A 25,116-nucleotide genomic window follows, 5' to 3' on the forward strand; every position below is an offset into this window, starting at 1 on the left:
CGGACGTTCAGCTTGTTTTCGTTGCGCTGCTCGCGACGCCATTCTGCGCGGCCTCCCGTATGGCGATTTCTTCGCTGAGCGCCCGGACGAAGGCATCGACGGCCACAGGCAGGTAACGCGAACTGCGCACATAGACGCCGAGATCGCTGAATACCGCGCCACTGTCGTTAAGCGGAACGTGCATCAGGGTGCCGCTGGCGAGCTCTGCCTCGATGCCGATGCGCGTCTGGAAAGCGACACCGGCGCCGCGCTTGGCCATCTGCAGGGCTAGCTCCACCGAACTGGTTTCCAGTGGCGCCTTGTGTCGCGGACGAGTACGCGCCAGCAGCGGTGCCAGCAGGTGATGGATTGAGAGGTCACTCTTGGCCAGGATCAGCGGATATTCGGCGCAAGTGGCGAAGCTGACGTCCGCGCGTTCGGCCAATGGATGCGCCGGGTCGACGATGGCGCCCAGACGAAAATGACCGACGCCCAGCTGCTGCAGATCAGCGGTGCGTGGCAGTGCGAAAGCCAGGCCGATGTCAGCCTGACCGCTGATTACCGCTTCAGGAATCGCCTGCGAGCCAAGGCTGGTGACGCCCACCGTGACCCGAGGATAGCGCTCGCGCAGTTGCTCCAGCACCCCGGGCAGCAAATCGGTAGTTACGCCCGATACGGTGGCAATCTCCACATGGCCAGTGCGCAGGCCCTGGAGTGCGTCCAATTCGGAGCGCACTCGCTCGGTATCCTGCAGTACCACGATGACGTGACGGGCGAAAATCTCGCCGGCTGCGGTCAGTCGCAGTCCGCCGGGCAGGCGTTCGAATAGCGGTGTGCCGATCTCGTCTTCAAGTTTGAGGATCTGTCGGTTTACCGCCGATGAGGCCACGTTCAGCCGCCGCGAGGCTTCGCGAATCGACTGGCAGCGCCGCACCATGTCGAAGTAATGGATGGCCGGCGAGTGGATGCGCAGCTTGCGCGCCACGCTCTGTCAGCGCTCCGGTGTTGGCGGCGGCGTAAGCCCGCAGCCTTTGAGGATGACGGCGATCAGGTTGTCGCTGGCGCGAGCGAAGTCTGCGCGGGTCATGCGCTTGCCGTTGATGCGACGGATCTGATCGGAAAAGTCGGCGTAGTGCTGAGTGCTGCTCCAGATCATGAAGATCAGGTGCATCGGGTCCACTGGGTCCATCTTGCCGGCAGCGATCCATGCGTCGAATACGGCGGCACGGCCACGAAACCAGTTGCGGTAGTCCTTGTTGAAATGTTCGGACAGGCATTCACAGCCGCTGATGACTTCCATGGCGAAGATCTTCGAGGCCTCGGGATGGCGCCGCGAGAACTCCATCTTGATGCGGATGTATTCGGCCAGGGCGGTGGCCGGGTCATCGTCGACGGTGAGGTCGTCGAAGGCAGTGTCCCAGAGCTCGAGAATATGCCGCATGACTTCGACGTACAGCCCCAGCTTGCTGTTGAAGTAGTAGTGCACGTTCGCCTTGGGCAACCCGGCACGGGTGGCGATGGCGTTCATGCTGGTGCCCTTGAAGCCATAGCGGGCGAACTCTTCGGCGGCGGCTGCGAGAATCGACTCCTCGTTCTTCTGGCGAATACGACCTGCGGGTTTGCCGTGGGCGGTGTAGAGCGGCTGCGGTGCGTTGTTCTTGTCCATGGTCCCTGTCCGTGAGCGCGCTGGCGGCCGGCCTTCAGTTATGAGCGTTAGCCCGGCATTGGAGGCCGTCATCGGTTTCGGTGGGCTGAAGCCCACCCTACGGTTCAGGCCACGAACCCCAGAGTAAGAGGCGGTGAACCGAGTCAGGCGGATTCTGCACGAGTTTTGTTGCATGAGCAGCCGTTGCGCTTGTCAGGATCAACAGTCGCCCTTGCAGGCAAGCGCCGCCCGGGCATTCGGGCGGCGAGCGCGTCAGAAATGCGCTTTGACGATGGCGCTGAAGGTGTTCTGGTCGGTTGGGCCAACGAAGTTCTCGCTGACGAAGCCACCGTCTTCGATGCCGTACTTGTTCGACCAGTAGTCGTATTCGATACCGACATAGAGCTTGCCGGGCGTGTAGTCCAGCGCCTTGCCGAGGTCGTACTTGATCTGCGGGTTGAAGTGGAAGTTCTTCTTCAGCTCGGTGTTGCTGTTCTTCTTGTCGTTGACGACCCAGTCGATATAGCCGTCGAAGAGAATATCCGATTTGCCCACCGGGAAGGTCATGGCCCAGGTCGGAGTAATCTGCCACTGACCGCCCGGCTTGCCGGTGGTGCCGTCGGGCTTACGGTAGTAAGTGTTCAGCGAGAAGCGGTCGAAACCGGGAATGGCGAGATCGACTGCCGGGCCGAGCAGGTAGTTCTGGTTGGGCGTACCGTCGTCCTGGCTTTCTCCGCGCTCGTAGGTTGCCGAGATGAGCACGTCCTTGATCGGACCGAAGGACAGGTCGGTACCCGTGATCTTGCCCAGCGAAAGGCGCGGGCTGAACTCACCGTAGTAGGTGTGACCGTCGCTGCCGGAGATGCCGTTGTACCACTTGTTGTCGACGAACAGGAACACGTCGCCCCACGTCCAGCCGCTGGCGTGTTCGAAGGTGATGGTCTGCTGGATGTCGCCGGCATCCACCTTGTAATCCTTGCCGTACAGGTAGGTCAGGCTGTTGTTCTGCCAGAGCATTGGGCTGGCCATGGCTTGGCTGCTGAGGATGAACCCGGCCGCGAGGGCTGCGGTGGTCAGGCTGCGCTTCATTGATGTGTACTCCGTGTTGGCATTTGAGTGAGCTTGTAAGTTGTCCAAGCGGTCAGGCTTTGGTCCCAAAGCAAGCGCCGCGCCAACACCAGGATGCCGCTGTAACGTTCAGTTAATTATTTGATTAATAAAGGGTTATTTATTCCTGCCGGTTCGACTTATGGCAAATCGAGCGCCGGTATGGGCGAACAGATGCGCCTGCCTGATCTGACCGATGCGTCAGCTTGCTTCAGTTTGGGGCGCGGAGGGTGGCCGATTGCCAGGCTCGCCACCGAAACGGTGCGCGGGTCGTGAAGCCGTGAGGGGGGATGGGAGCGGGGCAGCGGCAAGGCGGGCGGATAAGCGCGACTGCCGGCACGAGGCCGGCAGTCTTAGGGGCGTGGATCGAGTTAGTGCTGAGTGACGAGGGCGCTGTTGTTCGTGCCGTTCTGGGTGATGTAAGCGGCGTTGCCATAGCCGGCCTGGCTGGCGATGGCCTCGTTGCCGAAGCCATGCTGGGTCACCTTGATCAGGTGGTCAGCGCCACTCTGGCTCAGCATGACGTCGTTCAGCGAGCCTTCCTGGCGGACCGTAGCCACGTTGTCGCGACCGTTCTGTTCGATATCGCTGCTGTTAGCCCAACCATAGCTGACACCGACTATTTCGTTATCGGTGCCGTTTTGCACGGCATTCAACTCGTTGCCAACGCCGTCCTGGTGGAAGTGCAGATCGTTGCCGCGGCCTTGCTGGTCGACGGACGCAACGTTGTAGCTGCCTTCCTGGATGGTCTTGGCGGTCTGGTTGCGGCCGTTCTGATAGACATCGGCTTCGTTGCCAGTCCCGAACTGCTCGGTGGTGGCGGTGTTGTTGCCGCCGAACCAGCCATTGGTCTGCACGATGCTGGAGTCGTTACCGGTGCCGTTCTGCAGTACGAATGCGTTCTGCGCGTTGCCGTTCTGACTCACATCGACGGCGTTGTTGCTGCCGTCGGACAGAACGTACGCCTCGTGCTGCACGCCGGTCTGCGAAACCATGGCGTCGTTGCGCCAGCCGATCTGCTCGACCTCGGCAATGGAACCGCTGCTGGCGAGTTGCGTGACATGCGCGTCGTTGTCGGTGCCCTGCTGATCGATTGTCGCGCGGTCGACCATGCTGGCCGCCTGGGTGATGCTGCCGTTATTCAGATCGCCATTCTGCGTAAGCGTGGCCTGGCTGGCGTAGCTGGCCGATTGGGTGACAAGACCGTAGTTGTCCTTGCCAGTCTGGTCGGTGGTGGCGTTGGTCATCGTCGCTGCGGTCTGGAAGGTTTCGGCGACGTTTTTGATACCGTTCTGGTTTTGCGTGGTGCCGGTCTTGTAGGTGCCGGTCTGCTCGACCAGCGCATCGTTGCCCCAGCCGCGCTGGTTCTGCGTCGAGCCGGTCATCGAGGTAGCGTTCTGCTGGGCCTCGGCAACGTTGAAATTGCCAGCCTGGCTCTGCTTGGCAGTTGTTTCGTAGGCGCTGTTCTGTTCGATCATCGCGTTGTTGCCGAAGCCGCTCTGGCCCTGGGTGGCCAGGTTGCCCGAACCGCCGCTTTGCAGCACTTCTGCGACATTGTTGATGCCGTGCTGGTTTTGCTCCGAGGTGTTTTCGGCGGCAAAAGCCTGGGCAGTGGCGACGGTCAGAATGGCTGCTACAAGAGGTTTGAACTTAAACATTTTTGTCACTCCATGGATGTTTTAAGTACAGCGGTATTTCCCTGGGATTAGCGGTACTGGCGAACCACTACCGTCAGACCTTGGCCGCTCTGGCTGACATTGCTGTTATGCCCGCTGCCGGTCTGTTCGATGAGGGCGCGATTGCTCGCGCCCTGCTGTGCGATGGCGGCGCGGTTGTCCGAGCCGTTCTGTTCGATAAGCGCGTCGTTGCCAAAGCCGTTCTGGCTGATCAGCGCGGTGTTGCCCTGACCAATCTGCTCGATAGAGGCGCTGTTGGCGTAGCCGCTCTGGATGATGTACGCCTCGAGTTCCGCACCGGTTTGTACGATGCGCCCGGCCATGTCCTGGCCGGATTGCTGAACGACCGCGAGCGCGCCTTGGGCGCCGGAATGGGGGAGGCTGGGGGAACCGCCGCTGGCGAAGGAAAGTTCGCTGGGCGCAAGATCGGCCGCGATGGCCAGATCTGCGTGGCTGTAGGTAGCCAGCAGCAGAACAGCGGGTAAAAGCAGATCATGCGCAATCCGTTGCGAGCGGGTCATGGCGTCCTGTCCTGATGGGCTCAGATGACGCCATATTTGCCCTGAATCGGGTCGGCGACCATCCATCCAATGATTGAAAGTGCGGTGATCTGGTGCGTGATGGGTAGTGACAGGCGTTGTTCGTCGGTGATCTGCAGAACATCGTTGCCGCATTTGCGTGCATGGACCCGCCTACGGCATTGCCACGAGGCGTGCCGCAAACAGGTCATCGAGACGGGTTTTCGTAGAAGGTAAACCCTCGTCGGCATTGCGCCGACGAGGCGCCTCAGTTCAGTTTGCTCAAATACTTGCTCAGTTCCGGATGCTCGCTGCCGTGGCCCTCGGCGGTCTGCCATAGGCGTCGATCGACACCTTGGGCGATCAGGTGCGCGACGGCGGCCTCAATCGCGGAAAGCACGCAGAGCTGCGCCGGCTCGTTGGTGGTGTAACCCGCCTCGGCTTCGAGCAGTTCCTTGAACTCGATGAACTTGTAGACGTTGGCGCTGCGGCCGACGGAGAAGATCGTCTTGGTGGTCATCACGTTCGACAGCACCCTGCCGCTGCGCACGTCGATGGCCCGCAGGTTCACCGTGACCTGATCAACGCGGTATTCCTGCGACAGTCCGATGCCCAAATAGCGCGCACCCTGGCCGCCGCTGCGCACGTTGGTCTCGTAGGCGACGATGGCGCCTTCCATGATGATGTTCGCTGCCAGCAGTGATGGCAGCTCGGACTGGATGTTAGGTGCCACATCCGGCTTGGCCTGCGATGCGCGGATGATTTTGCGTTCGGTCAGTACGTTCTGCAGACCTTCGCGCTCGAGCACCACGAACCAGCCGCTGGCCTGCATGGCATCGACCAGCATACTCGCTGCGCCCTGGGTCACCGCGGTGGAGAACGAGCTGGCTGGTGTCGGCTTGTACTGGCCGGTTTGGTCGCGGAAGCCGTACACGGCAGCCACTAGCGGGCCTTTCGGGCGCGGCAGGGCGAGCAGATCCTGATAGGTCGAAGTACGTGGGGTCAGGGTTGGCGGGTGTTGGTCGGCAGACATGGGCTCGCGTACGGCGCAACCCTGAAGTACAGCCATCATCCCTATGGCTACGAATAGGCTTCTCATGGCCTTTGTTTCTCCTGGGGTCAGTTCTGTCCGACGATGATTTCGGATATTTCGCCGGTGAGGCGGTCTTTAATTTCCACGATCAGCATGCCGGCATCGCCGTTGTAGACGCGCACGACGAAGTCGTCGGTGGTAACCATGCCGGTCTTGCCGTCCTTCACACCGTTGAGCAGGTCGCCGAGCACGCGGGACTCCAGCTGACTGGTGAAGCGATCCAGCGCGGATTGATTGCCCAGCAGCGATGAGCGATCCAGTGCATCCGGGTCCTTCTTCTTGTTCTGCGCCTGGGCGTTGCCCAGCAACCATGCACCGTTGAGGGGGCTGCCGCCGAAGGATGGGTTGACTGGGGTGTACACCAGCTCAGTGGCATGGGCGCCAACGCTGAGCAGCAGGCTGCCTAGCAGCGTGCCAATCGTTCTAGGAATGTGCTGTTTCATAACTCGTCCTTGGCCATGTCAATGTTGTCTTCGAACAGCGCTTCGATCTTGCGCCGGTTGATTTCCTGCACCACGAAATCGGCGGCCTCGTAGGCCGGCTCCTTCATGTCTGCCACGTTGGGCTGCAGGAACCGGCGATACAGTGTCTGGTTCTCGTGCTCCACCCAGACCAAGACGCCCCAGCGGGCTGATGGCCTTTCCTTGATGGCGAGGTTGAAGTCCAGGCCGCTGATGTCGTTCAGGCGCTCGCAGAAGCGCACGTAGAATTCGTGTCCGGAGCGGGAGATGGTGTTGTTGGTAATGAACCCCTGCAGCTCGGCTTCGTCGGCGTGAGCAGTCAGGCCCAACAGCAGCAGAAGCAGTGCGGCGGTGCGTGTCACGACACCGCCTCGCCAACGTGAGCCAGCACCAGCGATGCGCCCTGCGCGCGATTGCTGGCGCCGAGCTTGCGCAGGGCGTTGTGCACATGGCTCTTTATGGTGTGGATGCTCAGGTGCAGCCTTTCACCGATGGCTGCGTTCGACAGGCCCTGGCCGGCGAGGGCAAGAATCTGTTTTTCGCGCAGCGTCAGTTCGTCGATGACCTGATGCGCGTTGCTGAGCTGGCGGTAACGGCATAGCAGCGTTTCCATTAGCTGCCTGGGCAGCCAGTCACCGCCGGCGAGCATGGCCTGTACCCCACGCACGAAGATGTTGCGTGGGGTCGCGCGGTAGAAAACGCCGCGGATCCACGGATGCGTTTCGACCAGCCGCCGGGCCTGATCCGGTTGCGCGTTGATCAGCGCCATGGGTGCATCGCCGAACTGTCGAAGCAGATGCACGCAGGCGTCACGGTCGAAACTGGCTACATCGAGCAGGATCAATGCCGCGTCGGCCTGCTCGGGTCGCGGTGCGATCATGTGGACGAGGGTGCAGTCGGGGCCATCGTGGAGATGCTGGCGCAGCGTGCTGTGGAGCAGCTTGCTGGCAGAGAGCAGCATTACGCGGGGTTGGGCTGGCTGATAGGCCGACACAGCTTGATCTTTCATTCGCATGTCCTTTGCTGAATGGGGATGAGAGTCCTGGATTTCTTGTACTCGTCTGATGCCACGTTACGGTGCGCAATTGAAAATAGTTCAGCTATGCGACAAAAAAAAGTCAAAACTAAAAATAAGTGTCAGCTTCCCGACGAAGAGCCGCGGGAGAATCTGCTGGCAGAGCTTCGCCATTTGCTTCTAGAGTCTGGCTTCTCGAATGGACGGTCGTGACGGCGGCCAATGTGGAAGGAGATGGTCATGGCTGATCCGCTTTTCTGGCTGGTGTTTTTCTCGGCGGCGCTGGCGCTGAACCTGTCGCCCGGACCGGATCTGCTCTACGTGATTTCGCGTACCCTGAGTGGCGGCCGTCGCATCGGCATCATTTCCGCCTGTGGCGTATGCAGCGGTGCGCTGGTGCACGTGGCGTTCGCCGCGCTGGGTATCTCGGCCATCCTCGCCACTTCGGCGCTCGCGTTTACGGTGGTCAAGTACGTCGGTGCCGCCTATCTGCTGTATCTCGGCTATCAGGCACTGCGCTCGGCCGGTAGCGGAACCGTGCTGGCCCTCAAGGCGGCGCCGCGAGCGTCCGCGTGGAAGGCCTACCGCCAGGGCGTGCTGGTCGATCTGCTGAATCCCAAGGCGGCGATCTTCTTCATGGCATTCCTGCCTCAGTTCGTTCGCCCCGAGCATGGCGCCGTGCCGTTGCAGCTGCTGGTTCTCGGCGTGCTGGTGGTCGTGGTGGCGATCATCATCGAGTGCATTGTGGTGCTGCTGGCTGCTCGCGCCACCCAGGCGCTGCGCGCCAATCCGGCCATAAGCCAGTGGCTGGACCGGGCGCTGGGCTCGATGCTCATCGCGCTGGGTATTCGCCTGGGCTTGAGCGAACGCCTCTGAAAGGGAATTGATCGCCCCTGTGCGGCTCTCATGAGAGAAGGGCAGCCCTTCGGCAGCCCATGATGGGAGCTGTGTATGTCTCAACAGAGCAAGAACACCTCGGCCAGCCTGATTCCCTGTCTGCGCTATCGCAATCTGACCACCGCCATCGACTGGCTGTGTCGCGCTTTCGGCTTCGAATGCCAGCGTCAGTACCGCGATGAGCAGACCGGCATCACCCACGCACAACTGGCTTTCGGCAACGGCATGCTCATGGTCGGGCCGGTGGTGGATTCCGAGTACGGCCAGCAGCTGCGCCAGCCCGACGAGATTGGCGGCGCATCGACCCAGGGCATCTACGTAATCGTCAACAGCGCCGATGCGCTCTACGCCCAGGCCAAGGCGGCCGGTGCGCAGATCGTCGTCGAACTTAAGGATGAGGACTACGGCGGTCGCGGCTTCACCTGCCGGGACCTCGAAGGGCATCTGTGGAGCTTCGGCACCTACGACCCCTGGGCCGACGAGGCCGCCGGGACGGTCGCTCAGGCCTGAGCGCGCCGACCATCGGGGGGAATGATCTCGCCGTTGTCGCTGTCACCTTAACTACGACAGCAGACTGCGGAGGAACGGCGATGGCCTATGGAAAACTCTACGGCGCCCTGGTGGTGCTCACCGGTGCGTCCAGCGGCATCGGTCGCGCCGCTGCCCAGGCGTTTGCCCGCCAGGGCGCGCGACTGGTGCTTGCCGCGCGCGACGTCGAGGCTCTGACGGAAACCGCCGATGAGTGCCGGGCGCTCGGTGGCGAAGTTCTGGTAGTAGCCACCGACGTCACCCATAGCGACGAGGTCGAAGCGCTGGCCAGCGCCGCGGCGGAGTTTGGTCAGGGGCGTATCGATGTGTGGATCAACAATGCCGGTATCGGCGCCGTGGGCGCGTTCGACGAGACGCCACTGGATGCCCATGAACAGGTGGTGCAGACCGACCTGCTCGGCTATCTGCGCGGTGCCCATGTGGTGCTGCCGTACTTCAAGCAGCAGCAGAGTGGTGTGCTGATCAATACGCTGTCGGTCGGCAGCTGGGTAGCGCAGCCGTTTGCGGCGGCCTATTCGGCCAGCAAGTTCGGCCTGCGCGGCCTGTCCCAGGCGCTGCGCGGCGAACTGGGCGCCTGGCCGGGGATTCATATCTGCGATGTGTATCCCGGCATCGTCGATACCCCCGGCTTTCGCGACGGCGGCAACTACGCCGGGCGCTCGTTGCAGCCGCCACCACCGCTGCTCGATCCGCGTCAGGTGGCCGACGCCATGGTCAGTCTGGCCCTGCATCCGCGTCACACCACGTCGGTCGGGGCGACTGCCTCAGTGCTGCGCCTGGCGCACTTCCTCACCCCGGGCTTCGATCGTATCAATGGACTGCTGACCGGTTTCGCACTTGGCCGCGCGCAGCGAGTGGCGCCTTCGTCAGGCAACCTCTTTCATCCGCCGCTGGGCCAGCGGCGCATCGATGGCGGCTGGCGCTCGTCGCCGGATGATGACAAGCGCTGGCTGTTGATCGGTGGAGTGGCTGCCGGATTGATCGGCCTTGGTATGTGCCTGGCGCGGCGGCGCTGAGCGGCTGTCAGCGCACCTTCGGCGCGGCGCTGACGCCTTCGAGCGTGGCGAAGGAGGTGTCCTTGGCGGTAAGCAGGAAGTCGCGCATGAAGGGTGAATCGAGCATGTCGGCGCGGATGCCCGCATAAAGCGTGGCGAACAGCCCCTTGTCGCCCAGTCGTTTGGCGGTGACGTAGCCCCGCGAGCTGTACTCGTGCAGCGCCCAGTTCGGCAGCGAACAGACACCGCGTCCCGAGGCCACCAGCTGCATCATCATCACCGTGAGTTCCGAGGTGCGGACCTGCGCCGGTTCGATGTCGGCCGGTTCGAGGAAGCGGGTGAAGATATCCAGGCGATCACGTTCGACGGGGTAGGTGATCAGCGTTTCGCTGGCCAGGTCTTCCGGCCGGATGTACGGCCGCGCGGCGAGTGCATGCTGGTTCGCCACCGCCAGTAGCGCCTCGTAGGTGAACAGTGGCACGTAGGTAATGCCGGGCAGCTCCAGCGGATCGGAGGTGACCACCAGATCCAGATCGCCACGCGCCAGGGCCGGCAGCGGGGCGAAGGAGAAGCCCGAGGCCAGATCCAGCTCGACTTCGGGCCAGGCATCGCGGAACTGGTCGATGGTCGGCATCAGCCACTGGAAACAGCTGTGACATTCGATGGCCATGTGCAGGCGGCCGGCGGTGCCGCCGGCCAGACGGGCGAGGTCACGCTCGGCACTGCGCAGTTGCGGCAGCATCAGATCCGCCAGTTGCAGCAGGCGCAGGCCGGCACTGGTGAAACGCACCGGACGGGTCTTGCGCACGAACAGCTGCAGGCCGAGGCGCTCTTCCAGTTCCTTGAACTGATGGGAAAGCGCCGACTGCGTCAGGTGCAGGCGCTCGGCGGCTTCGACGAGACTGTCGGTTTCCCGAAGTGCATGAAGCGTCTTCAGGTGACGAATTTCCAGCATGTCGAACTACCTTGCGAAGCGGGAGCATGGTGCCGCTGAAAGGCAGGCGCGGCGTCCCGGAAATGGATATGCAAATGAGCGATGCTCATCCGCCGCAAGTGTCTCTTAGCATTCGGATGCTGTCGAGTCGCCGCTATGCGTTGGGGCTGCGCACCATCAGAACCAGAGCCGCGAAACCATGTAGGCCAGACCAAAGAAGAACAGCAGCGCGGCAAGGATCATCGCGCCGTCGCGGGCCATCATGCCCAGCCCCAGCACGCTCAACGCCGCGCCGGCAGTGGAGTTGCCGAACGGGATCAGCTCCAGCGGCGGCATGGTGGCCGCGATTGCCAGGCACAGCACGGCATTCAGCCGATTCGCCAGGCCGTTGGTAAGGAAGGTCAGCCGCCGCTTGAGCAGCCGGTCGACGAAGCCGGCGATGCGATGCAGGAAGGCTATGGCCTTGTCGTACTTGCTGCGCGAGGCGCTACGCCGCAGCAGCCATTTGGGCAGCCAGAAGTGCTTCCGGCCGATCAGCAGCTGAATCGCGATCAACGAAACCATCACCGCGAACACGCTGGGCAATCCGGGAATTCCCGACAGCGGCGAGAACACCAGCAAGCCTGGCACCAGCAACAGGGCACCGAAGCTGCGCTCATCGGTGGCTTGCAGCATGCACTCGATGGTTACCGGCTGGTCGGCTTCGCCGGCCTGTTCGAGACGCTGCAGCAGGCTTTCGAGATTCTGCGGTGGCTGATCCGGGTTCATGAATACGCCTGGTAGGGGAGGTTTCTTTTAGAGCCCTGAGGCGTCGAAATGCTCCTATATGAATATTTCTATATTTCAAATGTAATTACGTGAGTTTGTTTCACGCAGTCATGGCGCGGACAATCAGCCCATTCATGCAGAACGACATTTGGAGTGAGAAATGGCTGTAGCGCACAACCTCGGTTTTCCACGCATTGGTGCGGACCGCGAGCTGAAGAAAGCCCTGGAGGCATATTGGAAGGGCGAGCTGGACCAGCAGGGGTTGCGCCTGGTTGGTCGTCAGCTGCGTGCACAACACTGGCAAGCCCAGGCCGATGCCGGTATCCAGCTGCTGCCGGTGGGCGACTTCGCCTGGTACGACCAGGTTCTTACGCACTCGCTAATGTTCGGCGTGGTGCCGCAGCGCTTCCGCCCGGCCGATGGCCAACCGACGCTGGACACGCTGTTCGCCATGGCCCGTGGCGTGACGAACAGCTGCTGCGGTGGCGCCCAGGCCCAGGAGATGACCAAGTGGTTCGATACCAACTATCACTACCTGGTGCCGGAGTTCAGCGCCGATCAGCAGTTCCAGCTGTCCTGGTCGCAACTGTTCGAGGAAGTCGAAGAAGCGCTGGCGCTCGGCCATGCGGTCAAGCCGGTGCTGATCGGCCCGCTGACCTATCTCTGGCTGGGCAAGCTCAAGGGCGAGGCTGCCGAGCGTTTCGACAAGCTCGAGCTGCTCGAACGACTCTTGCCGGTCTACGGCGAGGTGCTCGACCGGCTGGCGGCGCAGGGCGTGGAGTGGGTGCAGATCGACGAGCCGATCCTCGCCCTCGACCTGCCGCAGGACTGGAAGAACGCCTTCGAGCGCGCCTACAACCTGCTGCAGCGCGCCCCGCTGAAGAAGCTGGTCGCCACCTACTTTGGCGGACTGGAGGACAACCTCAGCCTGGCGGCGGCGCTGCCGGTGGACGGCCTGCACATCGATCTGGTGCGTGCGCCGGAGCAGTACCCGCTGATTCTCGATTGGTTGCCGACCTACAAGGTGCTGTCGTTGGGGTTGGTCAATGGGCGCAACGTCTGGCGCTGCGACCTGGAGAAGGCTCTGGAGGTGGCGCGGCATGCCGCCGAGCGGCTGGGTGATCGTCTCTGGCTGGCGCCGTCCTGCTCCCTGCTGCACAGCCCGGTGGACCTTGAGCGCGAGGACCGGCTCGATCATGAGCTGAAAGGCTGGTTGGCCTTTGCCGTGCAGAAATGCGCCGAAGTGGCGACCCTGGCCCGAGCCATCAACGAGCCGACGAACGAGGATGTCGACGTCGAGCTGGCGCGCAGCCGTGCGGTGCAGGCGGCACGTCAGCACTCGCCACGCATCCACAAGCCGCAGGTCCAGGCACGCCTGAATGCCATCCAGCCACAAGACAGCCAGCGTACCTCGGTGTTCGCTGCGCGCATCGAACAGCAGCGCGCGCGGCTCGACCTGCCAGCGTTCCCGACCACGACCATCGGCTCGTTCCCGCAGACGCCGGCCATCCGCCTGGCGCGGCAGGCCTATAAGCAGGGCCGGTTGTCGCTCGGCGATTACACCGAGGCGATGCAGGCCGAGATCCGCCATGCGGTGGCGGTGCAGGAGCAGATCGGCTTGGACGTGCTGGTACACGGCGAAGCGGAGCGCAACGACATGGTCGAGTACTTCGCCGAGCAGCTCGATGGCTATGCGTTCACCCGTTTCGGCTGGGTGCAGAGCTATGGATCGCGTTGCGTGAAGCCGGCGGTGATCTACGGCGACCTCAGCCGCCCGCAGCCGATGACCGTCGACTGGATTCGCTATGCACAGCAGCAGACCGACCGGGTGATGAAGGGCATGCTCACCGGGCCGGTGACCATGCTGATGTGGTCGTTCGCTCGTGAGGATGTATCGCGTGAGGTGCAGGCACGGCAGCTGGCGCTGGCGATCCGTGACGAGGTCTGCGATCTGGAAGCCACCGGCATCCGCATCATCCAGATCGATGAGGCGGCGTTCCGCGAGGGGTTGCCGTTGCGTCGCGCGCAGTGGCAGCACTATCTGGACTGGGCGGTCGAGGCGTTCCGTCTGTGTGCCAGCGGCGTGCGCGACGAGACGCAGATCCACACGCACATGTGCTACAGCGAGTTCAACGACGTCATCGAGTCCATCGCGGCGATGGATGCCGATGTCATCACCATTGAGACCTCGCGCTCGCAGATGGAGCTGCTCGAAGCCTTCCGCGCCTTCGACTATCCCAATGACATCGGCCCGGGGGTCTACGACATCCACTCGCCACGCGTTCCGGATACTGCCGAAATGGTGCAGCTGCTGGAGAAGGCCGCCGAGCGCATCCCGGCCGAGCGGCTCTGGGTCAATCCGGATTGCGGGCTGAAGACCCGCGCCTGGCCGGAGACCGAGGCAGCGCTGGTGAACATGGTGGCTGCGGCCCGTCAGCTGCGCGCCTCGCGCAACGCCAAGGTCGCCTGAGGTCGACGCGGGCGCAGCGCTCCAGTGCGGGCGCTGCGCCGTGGTGCGTCAGCCCTGGGCGACGTGGTCGAAGTGGGTCAGGCGCTCGGCTGTCCGGCTGTCCAGATAACGCTGCAGCAGTGCGACTTCCGCGGGCTGCATGAACAGGCCGAGCTTGGTGCGGCGCCAGAGGATGTCTTCTGTCGTCTGCGCCCATTCCTCGACCATCAGGTAGTCCACCTCGCGCGCATGCAGGCCGGCGCCGAAGCATTCGCCAAGGTCCTGCAGCGCATCGGTACCCTTGAGCAGCAGCCAGCTGCGGCTGCCGTAGGTGCGCGCCCAGCGCCGCGCAATCGGACCGGGCAACCATGGATAGCTGGCGCAGAGCGCGTGGGCCAACGCCGATGGCTCGTCCAGATGCTCACCGCCAGGCAGGGCGGCGTCATGCGTCCAGGGCTGTTTCATTTCGGGAAACAGCGGCGCCAGCTGTGCCAGTGCCGCTTCGGCGAGCTTGCGATAGGTGGTCAGCTTGCCGCCGAACACCGAGAGCAACGGTCCCTCACCGGCGCTATCGCTGAGTGTGAGCGTGTAGTCGCGGGTGATCGCCGAGGGCTGGTCGGACTCGTCATCGCACAGCGGTCTGACCCCGGCATAGCTGTAACGGATGTCGGCGCGGTGCAGCTGCTGCTTGAAGTGCGTGTTGACGATGGCTAGCAGGTAGTCGATCTCCGCGTCGGTGATCTGCACTTGCGCCGGGTCGCCGTGGTACTCGTGATCGGTGGTGCCGATCAGGCTGAACTGGCCGAGGTACGGCGTGATGAACACGATGCGCCGGTCCTCGTTCTGCAGGATGTAGGCGTGATCGCCCTCATAGAGTTTCGGCACGACGATGTGGCTGCCCTGAATCAGGCGCATGCCGTGAGGCGAAGTCTGCCGGAGCTGCTCCTGGATGAACGAGGCTACCCACGGTCCGGTGGCGTTGACCAGCGCGCGGGCGCGGATCGAAAAGCGGCTGCCATCCTCACGTTCCAGATGCAGGTGCCAGAGCGCTTTGCTGCTGCGCGCACTGACGCAGCGAGTGCGGGTGTGGATATGGGCCCCCAGCTCGCGTGCCGCCATGGCATTGAGAACCACCAGCCGGGCGTCATCGACCCAGCAATCGGCGTACTCGAAACCATGGGTGATTTCGTCCTTGAGCGGGCTGTCGGCACCGAAACGCAGACTGCGCGAACCGCCGAGCTTCTCGCGCTTGCCGAGGTGATCGTAAAGAAACAGGCCGATACGGATCATCCACGACGGCCGCAGGTGCGGGCGGTAGGGCAGCACGAAGCGTAGCGGGGTGATGATGTGCGGCGCCTTGGCCAGCAGCACTTCGCGCTCGGCCAAGGCCTCGCGGACCAGGCGCAGTTCGTAATGCTCGAGGTAGCGCAGCCCACCATGCACCAGCTTGCTGCTGGCGGAGGACGTATGGCCGGCCAGGTCGCCCTGTTCGCAGAGGAACACCGACAGGCCGCGCCCGGCCGCATCGGCGGCGATACCCGCGCCATTGATGCCGCCGCCCACCACGGCCAGGTCGTAGACTTCCGCGAGCGGTGCAAGAAGAGGATGATTCATGGGCGCTTATAACTACCGATTCTCTGTTGCGTTACGTTACCGCCATTCATCAATCATTAGCACTACAAAGCCATGACACCTGCCATCGACCTGTTGAAAAAAGCCCGAGCCGAACACTCCGTACACAGCTACGAGCACGATCCCAAGTCTGCGTCCTATGGTCTGGAGGCGGCGGAAAAGCTTGGGCTGGAGCCCGCGCGGGTATTCAAGACGCTGCTCGCCTGTAGCGAGAAGAGCGAGCTACTCGTCGCCGTGGTGCCCGTCGCCGGCACCCTCGATCTCAAGGCGCTGGCCCAGGCGGCCGGCGTGAAGAAGGTGGAGATGGCCGATCCGATGGCTGCCCAGCGGGCCACCGGCTATCTGGTCGGAGGTATCAGTCCCCTGGGGCAGAAGAAGCGTCTGCGTACCTTTATCGACAGTTCCGCGCAGGCGCAGGCGAGCATCTATGTGAGTGCTGGGCGTCGCGGGCTGGAAGTGGAACTAGCGCCGGCGGTCCTGGCGGAGCACGCCAAGGCGCTATTCGCGGCAATCGGACGTGGTTGAGGGAACCACACGGACTTTGCAGGGGGATGGTTAGCGTGGCCGGATCGGCGACGAGTAGATTTCTTCGCTAGCTGTGATGGCGACGGGCTATATTCAACGTTGTCCCGGTCGCCAAGCGAGATCGCTCTTGATTCCTTCCGCGGTTGTTGCCAAGCCAGGCTCATTTGCGCTGCGTGCGTTCTATCCGCGCGCAATCGGGCTGGCGGTGGGTTTCTTCTGTGTGGCGGCCGTGCTGTGGGGACGCGACACACCGCCTTGGGTGTGGGGGTTGTTGGTCGGTTTCTGTTTCGTATGGCCGCTGATTGCGTTGAGTGTGTCCCGACGTGCGCGCTCTGCCGCTCTCAGCGAGAGGCGGCACGTACTTTTCGATTCGCTGATGGGCGGGTTCTGGATCGCCACCATGGCGTTCAATGTGCTGCCCTCGGCGGTGCTGTTTTCAATGCTGGCGTTGAACAACAGCGCTACTGGCGGATCGCGTCTAGTCCTCAAGGGCCTGCTGGTCCAGCTCCTGGGTGGGGGCATTTCAGTGCTGCTCCTGGGTTTCGGCTTTGCGCCAGAGACCAGCGAGTTACAACTCTACGCATGCCTGCCAATGCTCGTCGTCCATCCGGTTACTACTGGTATGGTGCTCTATCGTCTGGCCGATCAGCTCGGCGAGAACAAACGTGCTTTGCGTAGCCTTAGCCGCACCGACAGCCTGACTGGCCTGTTCAACCGCGGGTATTGGAACGAGCTGTTACAGCTCGAGTTTTCCCATTGCAAAGCTACTGGCGGCGTCGCCAGCCTGGCATTGATCGATCTGGACAACTTCAAGCTCGCCAATGATCGGCATGGGCGCGCTGTGGGTGACGAACTGCTCCGCCAGGTGGGCCGTTGCATTCACCGCAACCTGCGCGCCGGGGACATGGCTGGACGTTATGGTGGCGACGAGTTCTGCGTCGTGCTGCCCGGCGCTCGCGCCAAGGACGCGTGGGAGGTGCTGGAGCGGCTGCGGGCTGAGATTGCCGAGCTTGATTTCCCATTGGCGCCCAGACTGAGGGCAAGCCTGAGCATCGGCATCGCTGAATCCAGCCCGCGGATGGATAGCGTGCTCGCCTGGCTGCATGTGGCCGATCAGGCTCTATACGAAGCCAAGCGCCTCGGCCGCAACCGGATCGCACTGGCCGAGCCGCTTAGTGGGCGCTGAAATCAGCGTTGCGGGTAGTTTACCTGGTCCGGCCAGTGACCTGCGCAATGCCAACAGCTGATGCTCAGCGGGTTTCTGTCAGGTTGAATCGGTTGCTGGGTCGTTCACTGCTGCCCATCACGCAGTGATGCTGTGCTGTAGCAACGCCTCGGTGTCGGCCGCACCCATCATGCGTGCGGCAGTCAACGCCGTAGCACCGCCGGCATCCTGAGCCAGCGGATCGGCGCCCTGAGCCATTAGGTACTCGACGACGGCGGTGCGGTTGAACATTGCGGCCATCATCAGCGCGGTCTTGCCATCCTCGCATGGGCTTTCGACATCGGCACCTTGCTCGAGCAGCAGTCTGATCATCGCCAGATCGCCTTTGAAGGCTGCACCGGCAAGCGGTGTATGGCCGCGGCGATTACGCAGCTGCGGATCGGCACCGTGCTGCAACAGCAGGAGGCTGGCCTCCAGGTGACCGTGGTAGCTGGCGAGCATCAGCAGGCTATCGCCGGCGTGGTTGCGCAGGTTCGCGGGCATGCCTTGGCCCAGTAACTCGGCAAGACGAGCACTGTCGCCGCTGCGTGCGCTGTCGAAGACCTGCTCGGCAAAGGCCAGGGTGGCTTCATCCAGTTCCTGTGATTGATTGGGCGCGTGCATCGCGTTTCTCCGTAGGCAGGTGGCTGGCTATTCGCCGTATCAAGTTCATTGTGTTGGCCGGCGTAACGAGAAGCCAAACAAGGCTTTCTATGCCGCGGATAGTGGCCTTGTATGCGGCGCGGAGGCACGTACGAGGCGCCAATCATCTTCTGCGGCGGTGTGCAGATCGTGGCCGCCCCCTTTGCGCGCAACGATCCAGGCGGTTGTGGCAGTATTCGACAGCCCGATATGCCGACGACCATAGCGATGAAGCCCGAAGATCTCGAACGCCTGGTGACTCAGACGATGCCCTACGGTAAGTACAAGGGCCGGTTGATAGCCGACCTGCCCGGTAATTACCTCAATTGGTTCGCCCGCGTGGGATTTCCTCCCGGCAGCCTCGGCCAGCTGCTGGAGCTGATGCACGAGATCGACCACAACGGGCTTTCGGCTTTGCTTGAACCATTGCGTCGGCGCAACGCCTCGCGGGGCTGATCGCCGACGAAGCCGGCCGTCACGGCTGCTCGGTTTGCTCGCGCAGCGCGTCCAGTGCTGGCGCGGCGTAGAGGCCTACCTCCACCGCCAGCTCCATCAGCCGCGGCACATCGCAGGTGTAGACCAGCACCGCCTGCAGCTCATCGTCCAGCGGCTCGCTGAAGTCCACCAGCACATAGCCGCCTTTTTCCGGATACAGGCTGCTCAGCTGCACCTGAATACGGTTCAGTGCAGTCAGCGGCTCGGTCTTGGCGAGCTGTTTGGGCTTGAGGATGAAGGTCACGCTGTCGCCGAAAGATGCAACGATTTCGCTGAACAGCGTCTGGTAATCGTCCGCCTGAAACAGCACTGTCTCGGGCAGGCTGCCAATCACCACCCATTCGCCAAGCGGGATGGGAAAGCTGTCATCGTAATTGATGTCCGGGTTGGCCAGCAGGAAGGCCTGCGGGTCGGCATACGCTTGCGCAGCCTCATCGGCTACCCGATGAATTTCCTCGTCAGTCATGCAGCCCGAGCTGATGAGAGTGATCAGTTCGGCAAGTTGGTCTTTCATGGGCAGTCCTGGGTGGTGGGCGTGAAAGGATAACCAAGGCAGCGGCCCCGTGCTTGTCCCATCAAGTACGCCGTTAATTAGGCATATGCAATTAAGTTCTAAGCTTATTCTGTTTCTAGAGGCCTCATCGCCGATGTGGTAGCGTTCTGATGCGACGAGCTGTCGCAACTTCGTCGATTAGTAAGGTCGTACCGACCCGTGGCGAAAGCATAACTACAACAGCTGATGAGGCCCTTCATGAAACCAACTCGCTGGCCTCTGGCCGGTTTGGCTGCGTTGTTGCTGACGACGCAGGTACAGGCTGCCGATGGGCAAACGATCTATACGCAGGGCGGCGCCAACCCTGCAGCAATGGCTTGCGGAACCTGCCACGGGGCGGATGGCATGGGGATGGCGGCAGCAGGCTTTCCGCGCCTGGCCGGAATTGACGCCGGATATATGCGCAAGCAACTTGCCGACTTCCGTTCTGGTACCAGAGCGAACCCGATCATGCAGCCGATTGCTGCTGCACTGAGTGATGAAGAAACCCAGGCCGTTTCCGCCGCCCTGGAAAAAATGGCCACACCGTCCTACGCCATGATCAGCCGCGCGGAAAAAGCCGATAGCGTCGGCGCCACGCTGGCACTACGTGGTGCGTGGGGGCGCAACATTCCTGAGTGCGTGGCTTGTCATGGGCCAGGCGGCGTGGGCGTCGGCGAGAGCTTCCCGCCGCTGGCTGGGCAGTCGGCGCAGTATCTCAGCGCGCAGCTCAACGCCTGGCGTCAGGGGACGCGCAAAAATGATCCGAATGACCTGATGGGGCATATCGCCCGCTCCATGACCGATGCCGAGGTTCAGGCGGTATCGGAATACTTCGCCAGCTTGGGATTCAAGGAGACCAGCCAATGAGAGCGCACCTGATGCTCGGCCTGCTGGCCATGGCTGTCGGCAGCCCGGTATATGCCGCCGAGATCAAGATGGATGACCAGTCGCAGCTGACTCAGCAGGCGTCAAAGGACGCTGGCGATCAGTATTTTCAGCCACCCAAGGAGAGCGATCTGCCCGCCAATGCCTATGGCGAGCTCGTGCAGCAGGGACGGGCGATTTTCGTCGACACCCAGAGGTACGCAGCCGAATACGTCGGCAATGGCATGAATTGCACCAATTGCCACATCGAACAGGGACGCAAGGCTAATTCCGCGCCGCTATGGGGCGCATATCCGATGTATCCGGCCTATCGAAAGAAGAACGACAAGGTCAACAGCTACGCCGAGCGAGTGCAGGGGTGCTTCCAGTTCAGCATGAATGGTAAGCCACCGGCAGCTGATAGCCATGTCATCAACGCACTGACGGCCTATTCCTATTGGCTGTCTACTGGTGCTCCAACTGCTCAGGAATTGCCAGGACGGGCCTATCCCGAAGTGCCCCAGCCCAAGGCGGGTTTCGACCTCGCCAAGGGCAAGCTGGTCTATGTCGAGCAATGCGCGATCTGCCATGGCGACAACGGCCAGGGGCAGAAGGCGGGTGATGGTTACGTCTTCCCGCCGTTATGGGGCAGGGACTCGTTCAACTGGGGCGCCGGTATGCACCGGATCAATACCGCCGCGGCCTTCATCAAGGAAAGCATGCCGCTAGGCAAGGGAGGTTCGCTTAGTGATGAAGACGCCTGGCACGTTGCGGCTTACATGAACAGCCACGAGCGGCCGCAGGACCCACGGCTGGTCGAGGGTTCGGTGGAAAAAACACGGGTGAAATACCACGCCAACGATGGCGTGAACCTATACGGGCAAAAGGTAGATGGTGTGGTGCTTGGTCAAGGCATCAAATAAGGACTCGCCAATAACATTGCGGACAGAAGAGGGCGCCATTCGGCGCCCTCTTCATATTCCGACCAATTAGTCACGATTTGTAGGGTCCAACGGCTTAATTACAGGCTTGTAATAAGAGCAATGTTACGGATTCTTTCAGCTTTTCATGCACAATAGCGGCCATAAGAAGGCGCTGGAATGATCGTGACTGGCCGAGTCCTGTTGCTGCACCGTCCCATCGTCAGAACGATCAAGCCATATTTGAGCCATATTTGAGAGGAACGACCGTGTATAACGTCGTCATCAGCGGTACCGGCCTTTACACCCCTGCCAGCAGTATCACCAACGATGAACTGGTGGAGTCCTTCAATACCTACGTTCATCGCTACAACAGCGAGAATGCCGCTGCCATCGAGGCCGGCGAGATCCAGCCGCTGCCGGAGTCCAGTTCCGCCTTCATCGAGAAAGCTTCCGGGATCAAAAGCCGCTATGTCACCGACAAGGCCGGCATCCTCGATCCCGAGCGCATGGTTCCGCGCATTCCCGAGCGCAGCAATGACGAGTGGTCGATTCTCTGCGAGATGTCGGTCAAGGCCGCCGAAGAAGCGCTTGCCCGTGCCGGCAAGACTGCTGCGGACATCGACGGTGTGATCGTCGCCTGTTCCAACCTGCAGCGCGCCTATCCCGCAGTTGCCATCGAAGTGCAGGCAGCGCTGGGGATCAAAGGCTTCGGCTTCGATATGAACGTAGCGTGCTCGTCGGCCACTTTCGGCATCCAGAACGCGGTCAACAGCATCAAGCTGGGCCAGGCGCGCGCGATCCTGATGGTCAACCCGGAGATCTGTACCGGGCATATGAACTTCCGCGACCGTGACAGCCATTTCATCTTTGGCGACGCCTGCACCGCGGTAATCATCGAGCGCGAAGACCTGGCGACCTCGGCGCAGCAGTGGGACGTCATCAGCACCAAGCTGGTGACCGAATTTTCCAACAACATCCGCAACAACTTCGGCTTCCTCAACCGTGCCGCCGAAGAGCACATGAACGATCCGGACAAGCTGTTCATCCAGGAAGGGCGCAAGGTGTTCAAGGAAGTCTGCCCGATGGTGGCGGAGCTGATCGGTGAGCACCTGGCTGAGAACGACATCGCTGTGGAATCGGTGAAGCGTTTCTGGCTGCATCAGGCCAACCTGAACATGAACCACCTGATCGTGCGTCGCCTGCTGGGTCGCGATGCCACCGAGGAAGAAGCGCCGGTGATCCTCGATACCTACGCCAATACCAGTTCGGCCGGCTCGGTGATCGCCTTCCACAAGCACCAGGACGATTTGCCCAGTGGCACCCTCGGTGTACTCAGCTCTTTCGGTGCGGGCTACTCGATCGGAAGCGTGATCCTGCGCAAGCGCTGATCGTCCGCGCTGGCCGTAGGCTGCTCGTGGGGTGGGCTTCAGCCCACCATGACGGCCGCGGGCAGCGGGCCTGATCAGCCGGTCAGTTCACACATTCGTTGCAGCACGGCATTCATGCCGTTGCTGCGCGATGGTGACAGTTGTCGTGACAGCCCCAGGCTGGCGAACCAGTCGGCCATATCCACCTGTGCCAGCTTATCCGCGTCCAGGCCATTGACTCTCGCCAGCAGCACCGCCAGCAGGCCGCGGATGAGTCGGGCATCACTGGCGGCACGAAAATGCCAGCAGCCGTCTTGTCGTTCGCCAACCAGCCACACGCGACTTTCGCAGCCCGATACCTGATTCGTTTCGCTGCGTTCATCTTCATCCAACGGTTCCAGTCGCTCACCCCACAGCATCAGCAGGCGCGCGCGCTGCTCCCAGCCGGATGCCTGAGTGAATGCCTCCAGCGCTTCGCAAGCGGCTTGCGGCAAGTCGCTCATCGCAGCAACTCCAGGGCCTGATCCAGGGCGCTGAAGAAGCGCTCGAGGTCGGCACTGTCGTTGTACAGTCCGAGCGAGACGCGTGTCGCGCCATCCAGACCGAGGTGCTTCATCAGCGGCATGGCGCAGTGAGTGCCGCTGCGCACCGCGATGCCCTGCTCGGTGAGAAGGTGCCCCAGGTCGGAATGATGTATGCCTTCGACAACGAAGCTGGCCAGCGCAACCTGCGGTGAGCCGAGCAGGCGGACGCCGTTCCTCGCGGCAAGCCCGGCGAGCAGCTGAGCGTGCAGTGTCTGTTCGTGGCGGTCGACCGCGGCAGCATCGAGTCCAGCCAGATAGTCCAGCGTGGCGCCGAGGCCGATCGCGCCGGAGATCGGCGGTGTGCCCGCCTCGAAGCCCAGGGGCGCGGCATGGAATTCGGCATTTTGGTAGTCGGCGATGCGTACCATCTCGCCGCCGAACTGCCAGTGGCGCAGCTGCAGCAGCGATTCGCCGCGGCCGTACAGTGCGCCGACGCCATCCGGCCCGTAGAGCTTATGGCTGGACAGCACGTAGAAATCGCAACCCAGCGTAGTCATGTCGTGACGACCGTGCACCACACCCTGCGCGCCATCGACGATGGTCAGTGCCCCTTGGGTCTTGGCCAGGTGCAGCAGGTCATCCAGCGGTTGCCAGCTACCCAGCACGTTGGACAGCTGACTCACCGCCAGCAGCCGGGTTCGCGGCCCGATCAACGCGGCTGCCGCGGCCAGGTCGATGCGGCCGGCGGCATCGATGGGTAGCACCTGCAGTCTGGCGTTGCGCCGTTTGGCCAGCTGCTGCCAGGGCAGCAGGTTGGCGTGATGCTCAAGGGCGCTGATGACGATCTCGTCACCGGCCTTGATCAGATGTTCCAACCCGTAGGCGAGCAGATTCAAAGCTTCCGTCGCACCACGAGTGAAGACGATTTCAGTGGGCGAAGCCGCATTCAGCCACTTCGCTACCTTGATGCGCGAGTCTTCGTAAGCGCGAGTCGCGCGTTCGGCAGGTTGGTGCTGGGCACGGTGCACATTGGCGGCGCCGCAGGTGTAGTAGCCGCTGAGGGCATCGATCAGCGCCTGCGGCTTCTGAGCCGTGGCGGCGCTGTCGAGATAGGTCTGGCCTTGCGCTTCGAGCACCGCCAGGGCAGGGAAGTCAGCGCGCCAGGGAGAAAACAGGGCCATAAGCGGCAAACCTCCAGCTGCAGGGGATGCGGCAAGGCAGGCGCTCATGGCTCGCAGCTTGCCGCTGCTCCTGCTCAGTTATGCGCGTGCAGCGCCTCGTTCAGCTCGATAGCCGACTTGTGGGTCTTGCACTCCACCGCGCCGGTCTGCGAGTTGCGGCGGAACAGCAGGTCGCTCTGGCCGGCCAGCTCGCGCGCCTTGACCACTTTGACCAGTTGATCGCCGTCGTCGAGCAGGCTGACCTTGGTTCCGGCCGTGATGTACAGGCCCGACTCCACGGTGTTGCGGTCGCCCAGCGGGATGCCGATGCCGGCATTCGCGCCGATCAGGCAGCCTTCGCCGACGGAGATGACGATGTTGCCGCCACCGGACAGGGTGCCCATGGTGGAGCAGCCGCCGCCGAGGTCCGAACCCTTGCCGACGAATACGCCGGCGGAGACGCGGCCTTCGATCATGCCCGGGCCAGCGGTACCGGCGTTGAAGTTGATGAAGCCCTCGTGCATTACGGTGGTGCCTTCACCCACATAGGCACCGAGGCGGATGCGCGCGCTGTCAGCGATGCGTACGCCGGCCGGAACCACGTAATCGGTCATCTTCGGGAACTTGTCCACCGAGAAGACTTCCAGCAGATCGCCCTTCAGGCGCGCTTCCAGCTGACGCTCGGCCAGTTCGCTCAGGTCCACGGCGCCCTGGTTGGTCCAGGCGACGTTCGGCAGCAGTGGGAAGATGCCGGTCAGGTTCAGACCATGCGGTTTGGCCAGACGGTGGGAGAGCAGGTGCAGCTTGAGGTAGGCCTCGGGGGTCGAGGTCAGTGGCGCGTCTTCGGCGAGCAGCGTAGCGACCAGCGGCCGCTGGCTTTCGGCCAGGCGGGTCAGCAGGGCGTACTGAGTAGCATCGAGCGGCTTGAGGGCATCGGCCAGTTGAGCCGCTTGTGTGGTGGTGATGCTGATTGCCTGATTGCCGCCGGCATAGCCGAGCAGCGGGGCGACGGCAGCTACCAGCTCGCCGGCAGGTTGCAGCAGGGGTTGCGCGTAGAAGACTTCCAGCCAGTCGCCTTGGCGGTTCTGGGTGCCTACGCCAAAGGCGAGGCTGAATAGGGTTGCAGACATAGGATCATCCTTTTGTTGGCCGCGCCGTC

General features: G+C 62.5%; 27 protein-coding genes. 10 read left to right on the top strand and 17 right to left on the bottom strand.

Features of this window, described 5'->3' with window-relative positions:
• Window positions 1-7 precede the first annotated feature (7 nt).
• The 9 genes from AAEZ08_RS05970 to AAEZ08_RS06010 form a co-directional block, all read right to left on the bottom strand.
• Window positions 8-964 carry a LysR family transcriptional regulator gene (locus tag AAEZ08_RS05970; RefSeq protein ID WP_058064020.1) on the bottom strand — a complete coding sequence of 319 codons (957 nt, stop codon included), beginning with the start codon at window positions 962-964 and terminating at the stop codon, window positions 8-10.
• Window positions 965-970: 6 nt separating this feature from the next.
• Window positions 971-1,645, bottom strand: a complete 675-nt coding sequence (locus AAEZ08_RS05975; RefSeq protein ID WP_003280204.1) for a TetR/AcrR family transcriptional regulator — start codon at window positions 1,643-1,645, stop codon at window positions 971-973.
• A 252-nt stretch (window positions 1,646-1,897) separates the two neighbouring features.
• A complete protein-coding gene (locus tag AAEZ08_RS05980; protein ID WP_003280206.1) occupies window positions 1,898-2,713 on the bottom strand; it encodes an outer membrane protein OmpK in 816 nt (271 codons plus the stop codon).
• 389 nt (window positions 2,714-3,102) lie between these two features.
• Window positions 3,103-4,389: a hypothetical protein gene (locus AAEZ08_RS05985; protein ID WP_058064021.1), complete on the bottom strand. Its 1,287-nt coding sequence runs from the start codon at window positions 4,387-4,389 to the stop codon at window positions 3,103-3,105.
• A 47-nt stretch (window positions 4,390-4,436) separates the two neighbouring features.
• The gene (locus AAEZ08_RS05990) at window positions 4,437-4,928 is read right to left on the bottom strand and encodes a curli production assembly protein CsgB (RefSeq protein ID WP_003280211.1); all 492 of its coding nucleotides are present in this window, start codon (window positions 4,926-4,928) and stop codon (window positions 4,437-4,439) included.
• Window positions 4,929-5,193: 265 nt separating this feature from the next.
• Window positions 5,194-6,024 carry a CsgG/HfaB family protein gene (locus AAEZ08_RS05995; protein WP_036990855.1) on the bottom strand — a complete coding sequence of 277 codons (831 nt, stop codon included), beginning with the start codon at window positions 6,022-6,024 and terminating at the stop codon, window positions 5,194-5,196.
• 20 nt (window positions 6,025-6,044) lie between these two features.
• The gene (locus AAEZ08_RS06000) at window positions 6,045-6,461 is read right to left on the bottom strand and encodes a curli assembly protein CsgF (RefSeq protein ID WP_003280214.1); all 417 of its coding nucleotides are present in this window, start codon (window positions 6,459-6,461) and stop codon (window positions 6,045-6,047) included.
• Window positions 6,458-6,841 carry a curli production assembly/transport protein CsgE gene (csgE, locus tag AAEZ08_RS06005; protein WP_058064023.1) on the bottom strand — a complete coding sequence of 128 codons (384 nt, stop codon included), beginning with the start codon at window positions 6,839-6,841 and terminating at the stop codon, window positions 6,458-6,460. Before csgE ends, AAEZ08_RS06000 begins: the two co-directional genes overlap by 4 nt.
• Window positions 6,838-7,488 (bottom strand): helix-turn-helix transcriptional regulator, encoded by a 651-nt coding sequence (locus AAEZ08_RS06010; protein ID WP_003280218.1) that lies wholly within the window; start codon window positions 7,486-7,488, stop codon window positions 6,838-6,840. The genes csgE and AAEZ08_RS06010 overlap by 4 nt, the downstream gene beginning before the upstream one ends.
• Window positions 7,489-7,734: 246 nt before the next feature.
• Between AAEZ08_RS06010 and AAEZ08_RS06015 the strand changes: the two genes are divergently transcribed.
• From AAEZ08_RS06015 to AAEZ08_RS06025, 3 genes are all read left to right on the top strand, one after another.
• On the top strand, window positions 7,735-8,370 hold the full coding sequence (locus AAEZ08_RS06015; RefSeq protein WP_003280220.1) for a LysE family translocator: 636 nt from the start codon (window positions 7,735-7,737) through the stop codon (window positions 8,368-8,370).
• 75 nt (window positions 8,371-8,445) lie between these two features.
• Complete coding sequence (locus tag AAEZ08_RS06020; protein ID WP_102821511.1) at window positions 8,446-8,901, top strand: VOC family protein; 456 nt, start codon at window positions 8,446-8,448, stop codon at window positions 8,899-8,901.
• An 80-nt stretch (window positions 8,902-8,981) separates the two neighbouring features.
• On the top strand, window positions 8,982-9,956 hold the full coding sequence (locus tag AAEZ08_RS06025) for an SDR family oxidoreductase (RefSeq protein WP_500123914.1): 975 nt from the start codon (window positions 8,982-8,984) through the stop codon (window positions 9,954-9,956).
• 7 nt (window positions 9,957-9,963) lie between these two features.
• Here AAEZ08_RS06025 and metR read toward each other — a convergent pair whose 3' ends face one another.
• Window positions 9,964-10,890: a transcriptional regulator MetR gene (gene metR / locus AAEZ08_RS06030; RefSeq protein ID WP_106158079.1), complete on the bottom strand. Its 927-nt coding sequence runs from the start codon at window positions 10,888-10,890 to the stop codon at window positions 9,964-9,966.
• Between the two features lie 156 nt (window positions 10,891-11,046).
• Entirely contained in the window at window positions 11,047-11,637 is a 591-nt protein-coding gene (locus AAEZ08_RS06035) for an exopolysaccharide biosynthesis protein (protein ID WP_058064026.1), read from the bottom strand.
• A gap of 160 nt (window positions 11,638-11,797) precedes the next feature.
• On the opposite strand from AAEZ08_RS06035, the gene metE reads away from it, so the two are divergent.
• Window positions 11,798-14,107, top strand: coding sequence for a 5-methyltetrahydropteroyltriglutamate--homocysteine S-methyltransferase (metE, locus tag AAEZ08_RS06040; RefSeq protein WP_500123915.1), 2,310 nt, complete (start codon window positions 11,798-11,800; stop codon window positions 14,105-14,107).
• 48 nt (window positions 14,108-14,155) lie between these two features.
• Here metE and glpD read toward each other — a convergent pair whose 3' ends face one another.
• Window positions 14,156-15,700, bottom strand: coding sequence for a glycerol-3-phosphate dehydrogenase (gene glpD / locus AAEZ08_RS06045; RefSeq protein WP_500123916.1), 1,545 nt, complete (start codon window positions 15,698-15,700; stop codon window positions 14,156-14,158).
• Between the two features lie 72 nt (window positions 15,701-15,772).
• Between glpD and ybaK the strand changes: the two genes are divergently transcribed.
• Window positions 15,773-16,243, top strand: coding sequence for a Cys-tRNA(Pro) deacylase (gene ybaK, locus AAEZ08_RS06050; protein ID WP_102821507.1), 471 nt, complete (start codon window positions 15,773-15,775; stop codon window positions 16,241-16,243).
• 127 nt (window positions 16,244-16,370) lie between these two features.
• Window positions 16,371-17,429 (top strand): diguanylate cyclase, encoded by a 1,059-nt coding sequence (locus tag AAEZ08_RS06055; RefSeq protein WP_003280233.1) that lies wholly within the window; start codon window positions 16,371-16,373, stop codon window positions 17,427-17,429.
• A gap of 117 nt (window positions 17,430-17,546) precedes the next feature.
• On the opposite strand, the gene AAEZ08_RS06060 is transcribed toward AAEZ08_RS06055, so the two are convergent.
• Window positions 17,547-18,071, bottom strand: coding sequence for an ankyrin repeat domain-containing protein (locus AAEZ08_RS06060; protein ID WP_003280234.1), 525 nt, complete (start codon window positions 18,069-18,071; stop codon window positions 17,547-17,549).
• Between the two features lie 246 nt (window positions 18,072-18,317).
• On the opposite strand from AAEZ08_RS06060, the gene AAEZ08_RS06065 reads away from it, so the two are divergent.
• Complete coding sequence (locus AAEZ08_RS06065; RefSeq protein ID WP_003280237.1) at window positions 18,318-18,545, top strand: DUF3820 family protein; 228 nt, start codon at window positions 18,318-18,320, stop codon at window positions 18,543-18,545.
• A 19-nt stretch (window positions 18,546-18,564) separates the two neighbouring features.
• On the opposite strand, the gene AAEZ08_RS06070 is transcribed toward AAEZ08_RS06065, so the two are convergent.
• A complete protein-coding gene (locus AAEZ08_RS06070) occupies window positions 18,565-19,098 on the bottom strand; it encodes a hypothetical protein (RefSeq protein ID WP_003280239.1) in 534 nt (177 codons plus the stop codon).
• Window positions 19,099-19,335: 237 nt separating this feature from the next.
• On the opposite strand from AAEZ08_RS06070, the gene AAEZ08_RS06075 reads away from it, so the two are divergent.
• The 3 genes from AAEZ08_RS06075 (at window position 19,336) to AAEZ08_RS06085 (ending at window position 22,294) form a co-directional block, all read left to right on the top strand.
• On the top strand, window positions 19,336-19,986 hold the full coding sequence (locus AAEZ08_RS06075; protein ID WP_003280240.1) for a c-type cytochrome: 651 nt from the start codon (window positions 19,336-19,338) through the stop codon (window positions 19,984-19,986).
• Window positions 19,983-20,906, top strand: a complete 924-nt coding sequence (locus tag AAEZ08_RS06080; RefSeq protein ID WP_102821503.1) for a c-type cytochrome — start codon at window positions 19,983-19,985, stop codon at window positions 20,904-20,906. The genes AAEZ08_RS06075 and AAEZ08_RS06080 overlap by 4 nt, the downstream gene beginning before the upstream one ends.
• A 266-nt stretch (window positions 20,907-21,172) precedes the next feature.
• Window positions 21,173-22,294 (top strand): beta-ketoacyl-ACP synthase III, encoded by a 1,122-nt coding sequence (locus AAEZ08_RS06085; RefSeq protein WP_102821502.1) that lies wholly within the window; start codon window positions 21,173-21,175, stop codon window positions 22,292-22,294.
• A gap of 74 nt (window positions 22,295-22,368) precedes the next feature.
• Here AAEZ08_RS06085 and AAEZ08_RS06090 read toward each other — a convergent pair whose 3' ends face one another.
• The 3 genes from AAEZ08_RS06090 to dapD form a co-directional block, all read right to left on the bottom strand.
• Entirely contained in the window at window positions 22,369-22,776 is a 408-nt protein-coding gene (locus AAEZ08_RS06090) for a SufE family protein (RefSeq protein ID WP_102821501.1), read from the bottom strand.
• Window positions 22,773-23,978 (bottom strand): aminotransferase class V-fold PLP-dependent enzyme, encoded by a 1,206-nt coding sequence (locus tag AAEZ08_RS06095; RefSeq protein ID WP_500123917.1) that lies wholly within the window; start codon window positions 23,976-23,978, stop codon window positions 22,773-22,775. The genes AAEZ08_RS06090 and AAEZ08_RS06095 overlap by 4 nt, the downstream gene beginning before the upstream one ends.
• Window positions 23,979-24,052: 74 nt before the next feature.
• Complete coding sequence (dapD, locus tag AAEZ08_RS06100; protein ID WP_014821069.1) at window positions 24,053-25,087, bottom strand: 2,3,4,5-tetrahydropyridine-2,6-dicarboxylate N-succinyltransferase; 1,035 nt, start codon at window positions 25,085-25,087, stop codon at window positions 24,053-24,055.
• Between the last annotated feature and the right edge of the window lie 29 nt (window positions 25,088-25,116).

The sequence above is a fragment of the Pseudomonas sp. E45-MNA-CIBAN-0222 genome (assembly GCF_040310405.1).
GTDB lineage: Bacteria > Pseudomonadota > Gammaproteobacteria > Pseudomonadales > Pseudomonadaceae > Stutzerimonas > Stutzerimonas stutzeri_AC.

Excerpts from the sequence above, each read along its gene's own strand:
- AAEZ08_RS05975 (WP_003280204.1), bottom strand. The coding sequence starts at position 1,645 with ATGGACAAGAACAACGCACCGCAGCCGCTCTACACCGCCCACGGCAAA.
- AAEZ08_RS05980 (WP_003280206.1), bottom strand. The coding sequence starts at position 2,713 with ATGAAGCGCAGCCTGACCACCGCAGCCCTCGCGGCCGGGTTCATCCTC.
- AAEZ08_RS05985 (WP_058064021.1), bottom strand. The coding sequence starts at position 4,389 with ATGTTTAAGTTCAAACCTCTTGTAGCAGCCATTCTGACCGTCGCCACT.
- AAEZ08_RS05990 (WP_003280211.1), bottom strand. The coding sequence starts at position 4,928 with ATGACCCGCTCGCAACGGATTGCGCATGATCTGCTTTTACCCGCTGTT.
- AAEZ08_RS05995 (WP_036990855.1), bottom strand. The coding sequence starts at position 6,024 with ATGAGAAGCCTATTCGTAGCCATAGGGATGATGGCTGTACTTCAGGGT.
- AAEZ08_RS06000 (WP_003280214.1), bottom strand. The coding sequence starts at position 6,461 with ATGAAACAGCACATTCCTAGAACGATTGGCACGCTGCTAGGCAGCCTG.
- AAEZ08_RS06010 (WP_003280218.1), bottom strand. The coding sequence starts at position 7,488 with ATGAAAGATCAAGCTGTGTCGGCCTATCAGCCAGCCCAACCCCGCGTA.
- AAEZ08_RS06015 (WP_003280220.1), top strand. The coding sequence starts at position 7,735 with ATGGCTGATCCGCTTTTCTGGCTGGTGTTTTTCTCGGCGGCGCTGGCG.
- AAEZ08_RS06020 (WP_102821511.1), top strand. The coding sequence starts at position 8,446 with ATGTCTCAACAGAGCAAGAACACCTCGGCCAGCCTGATTCCCTGTCTG.
- AAEZ08_RS06025 (WP_500123914.1), top strand. The coding sequence starts at position 8,982 with ATGGCCTATGGAAAACTCTACGGCGCCCTGGTGGTGCTCACCGGTGCG.
- metR (WP_106158079.1), bottom strand. The coding sequence starts at position 10,890 with ATGCTGGAAATTCGTCACCTGAAGACGCTTCATGCACTTCGGGAAACC.
- AAEZ08_RS06035 (WP_058064026.1), bottom strand. The coding sequence starts at position 11,637 with ATGAACCCGGATCAGCCACCGCAGAATCTCGAAAGCCTGCTGCAGCGT.
- metE (WP_500123915.1), top strand. The coding sequence starts at position 11,798 with ATGGCTGTAGCGCACAACCTCGGTTTTCCACGCATTGGTGCGGACCGC.
- glpD (WP_500123916.1), bottom strand. The coding sequence starts at position 15,700 with ATGAATCATCCTCTTCTTGCACCGCTCGCGGAAGTCTACGACCTGGCC.
- ybaK (WP_102821507.1), top strand. The coding sequence starts at position 15,773 with ATGACACCTGCCATCGACCTGTTGAAAAAAGCCCGAGCCGAACACTCC.
- AAEZ08_RS06060 (WP_003280234.1), bottom strand. The coding sequence starts at position 18,071 with ATGCACGCGCCCAATCAATCACAGGAACTGGATGAAGCCACCCTGGCC.
- AAEZ08_RS06065 (WP_003280237.1), top strand. The coding sequence starts at position 18,318 with ATGAAGCCCGAAGATCTCGAACGCCTGGTGACTCAGACGATGCCCTAC.
- AAEZ08_RS06070 (WP_003280239.1), bottom strand. The coding sequence starts at position 19,098 with ATGAAAGACCAACTTGCCGAACTGATCACTCTCATCAGCTCGGGCTGC.
- AAEZ08_RS06075 (WP_003280240.1), top strand. The coding sequence starts at position 19,336 with ATGAAACCAACTCGCTGGCCTCTGGCCGGTTTGGCTGCGTTGTTGCTG.
- AAEZ08_RS06080 (WP_102821503.1), top strand. The coding sequence starts at position 19,983 with ATGAGAGCGCACCTGATGCTCGGCCTGCTGGCCATGGCTGTCGGCAGC.
- AAEZ08_RS06090 (WP_102821501.1), bottom strand. The coding sequence starts at position 22,776 with ATGAGCGACTTGCCGCAAGCCGCTTGCGAAGCGCTGGAGGCATTCACT.
- AAEZ08_RS06095 (WP_500123917.1), bottom strand. The coding sequence starts at position 23,978 with ATGGCCCTGTTTTCTCCCTGGCGCGCTGACTTCCCTGCCCTGGCGGTG.
- dapD (WP_014821069.1), bottom strand. The coding sequence starts at position 25,087 with ATGTCTGCAACCCTATTCAGCCTCGCCTTTGGCGTAGGCACCCAGAAC.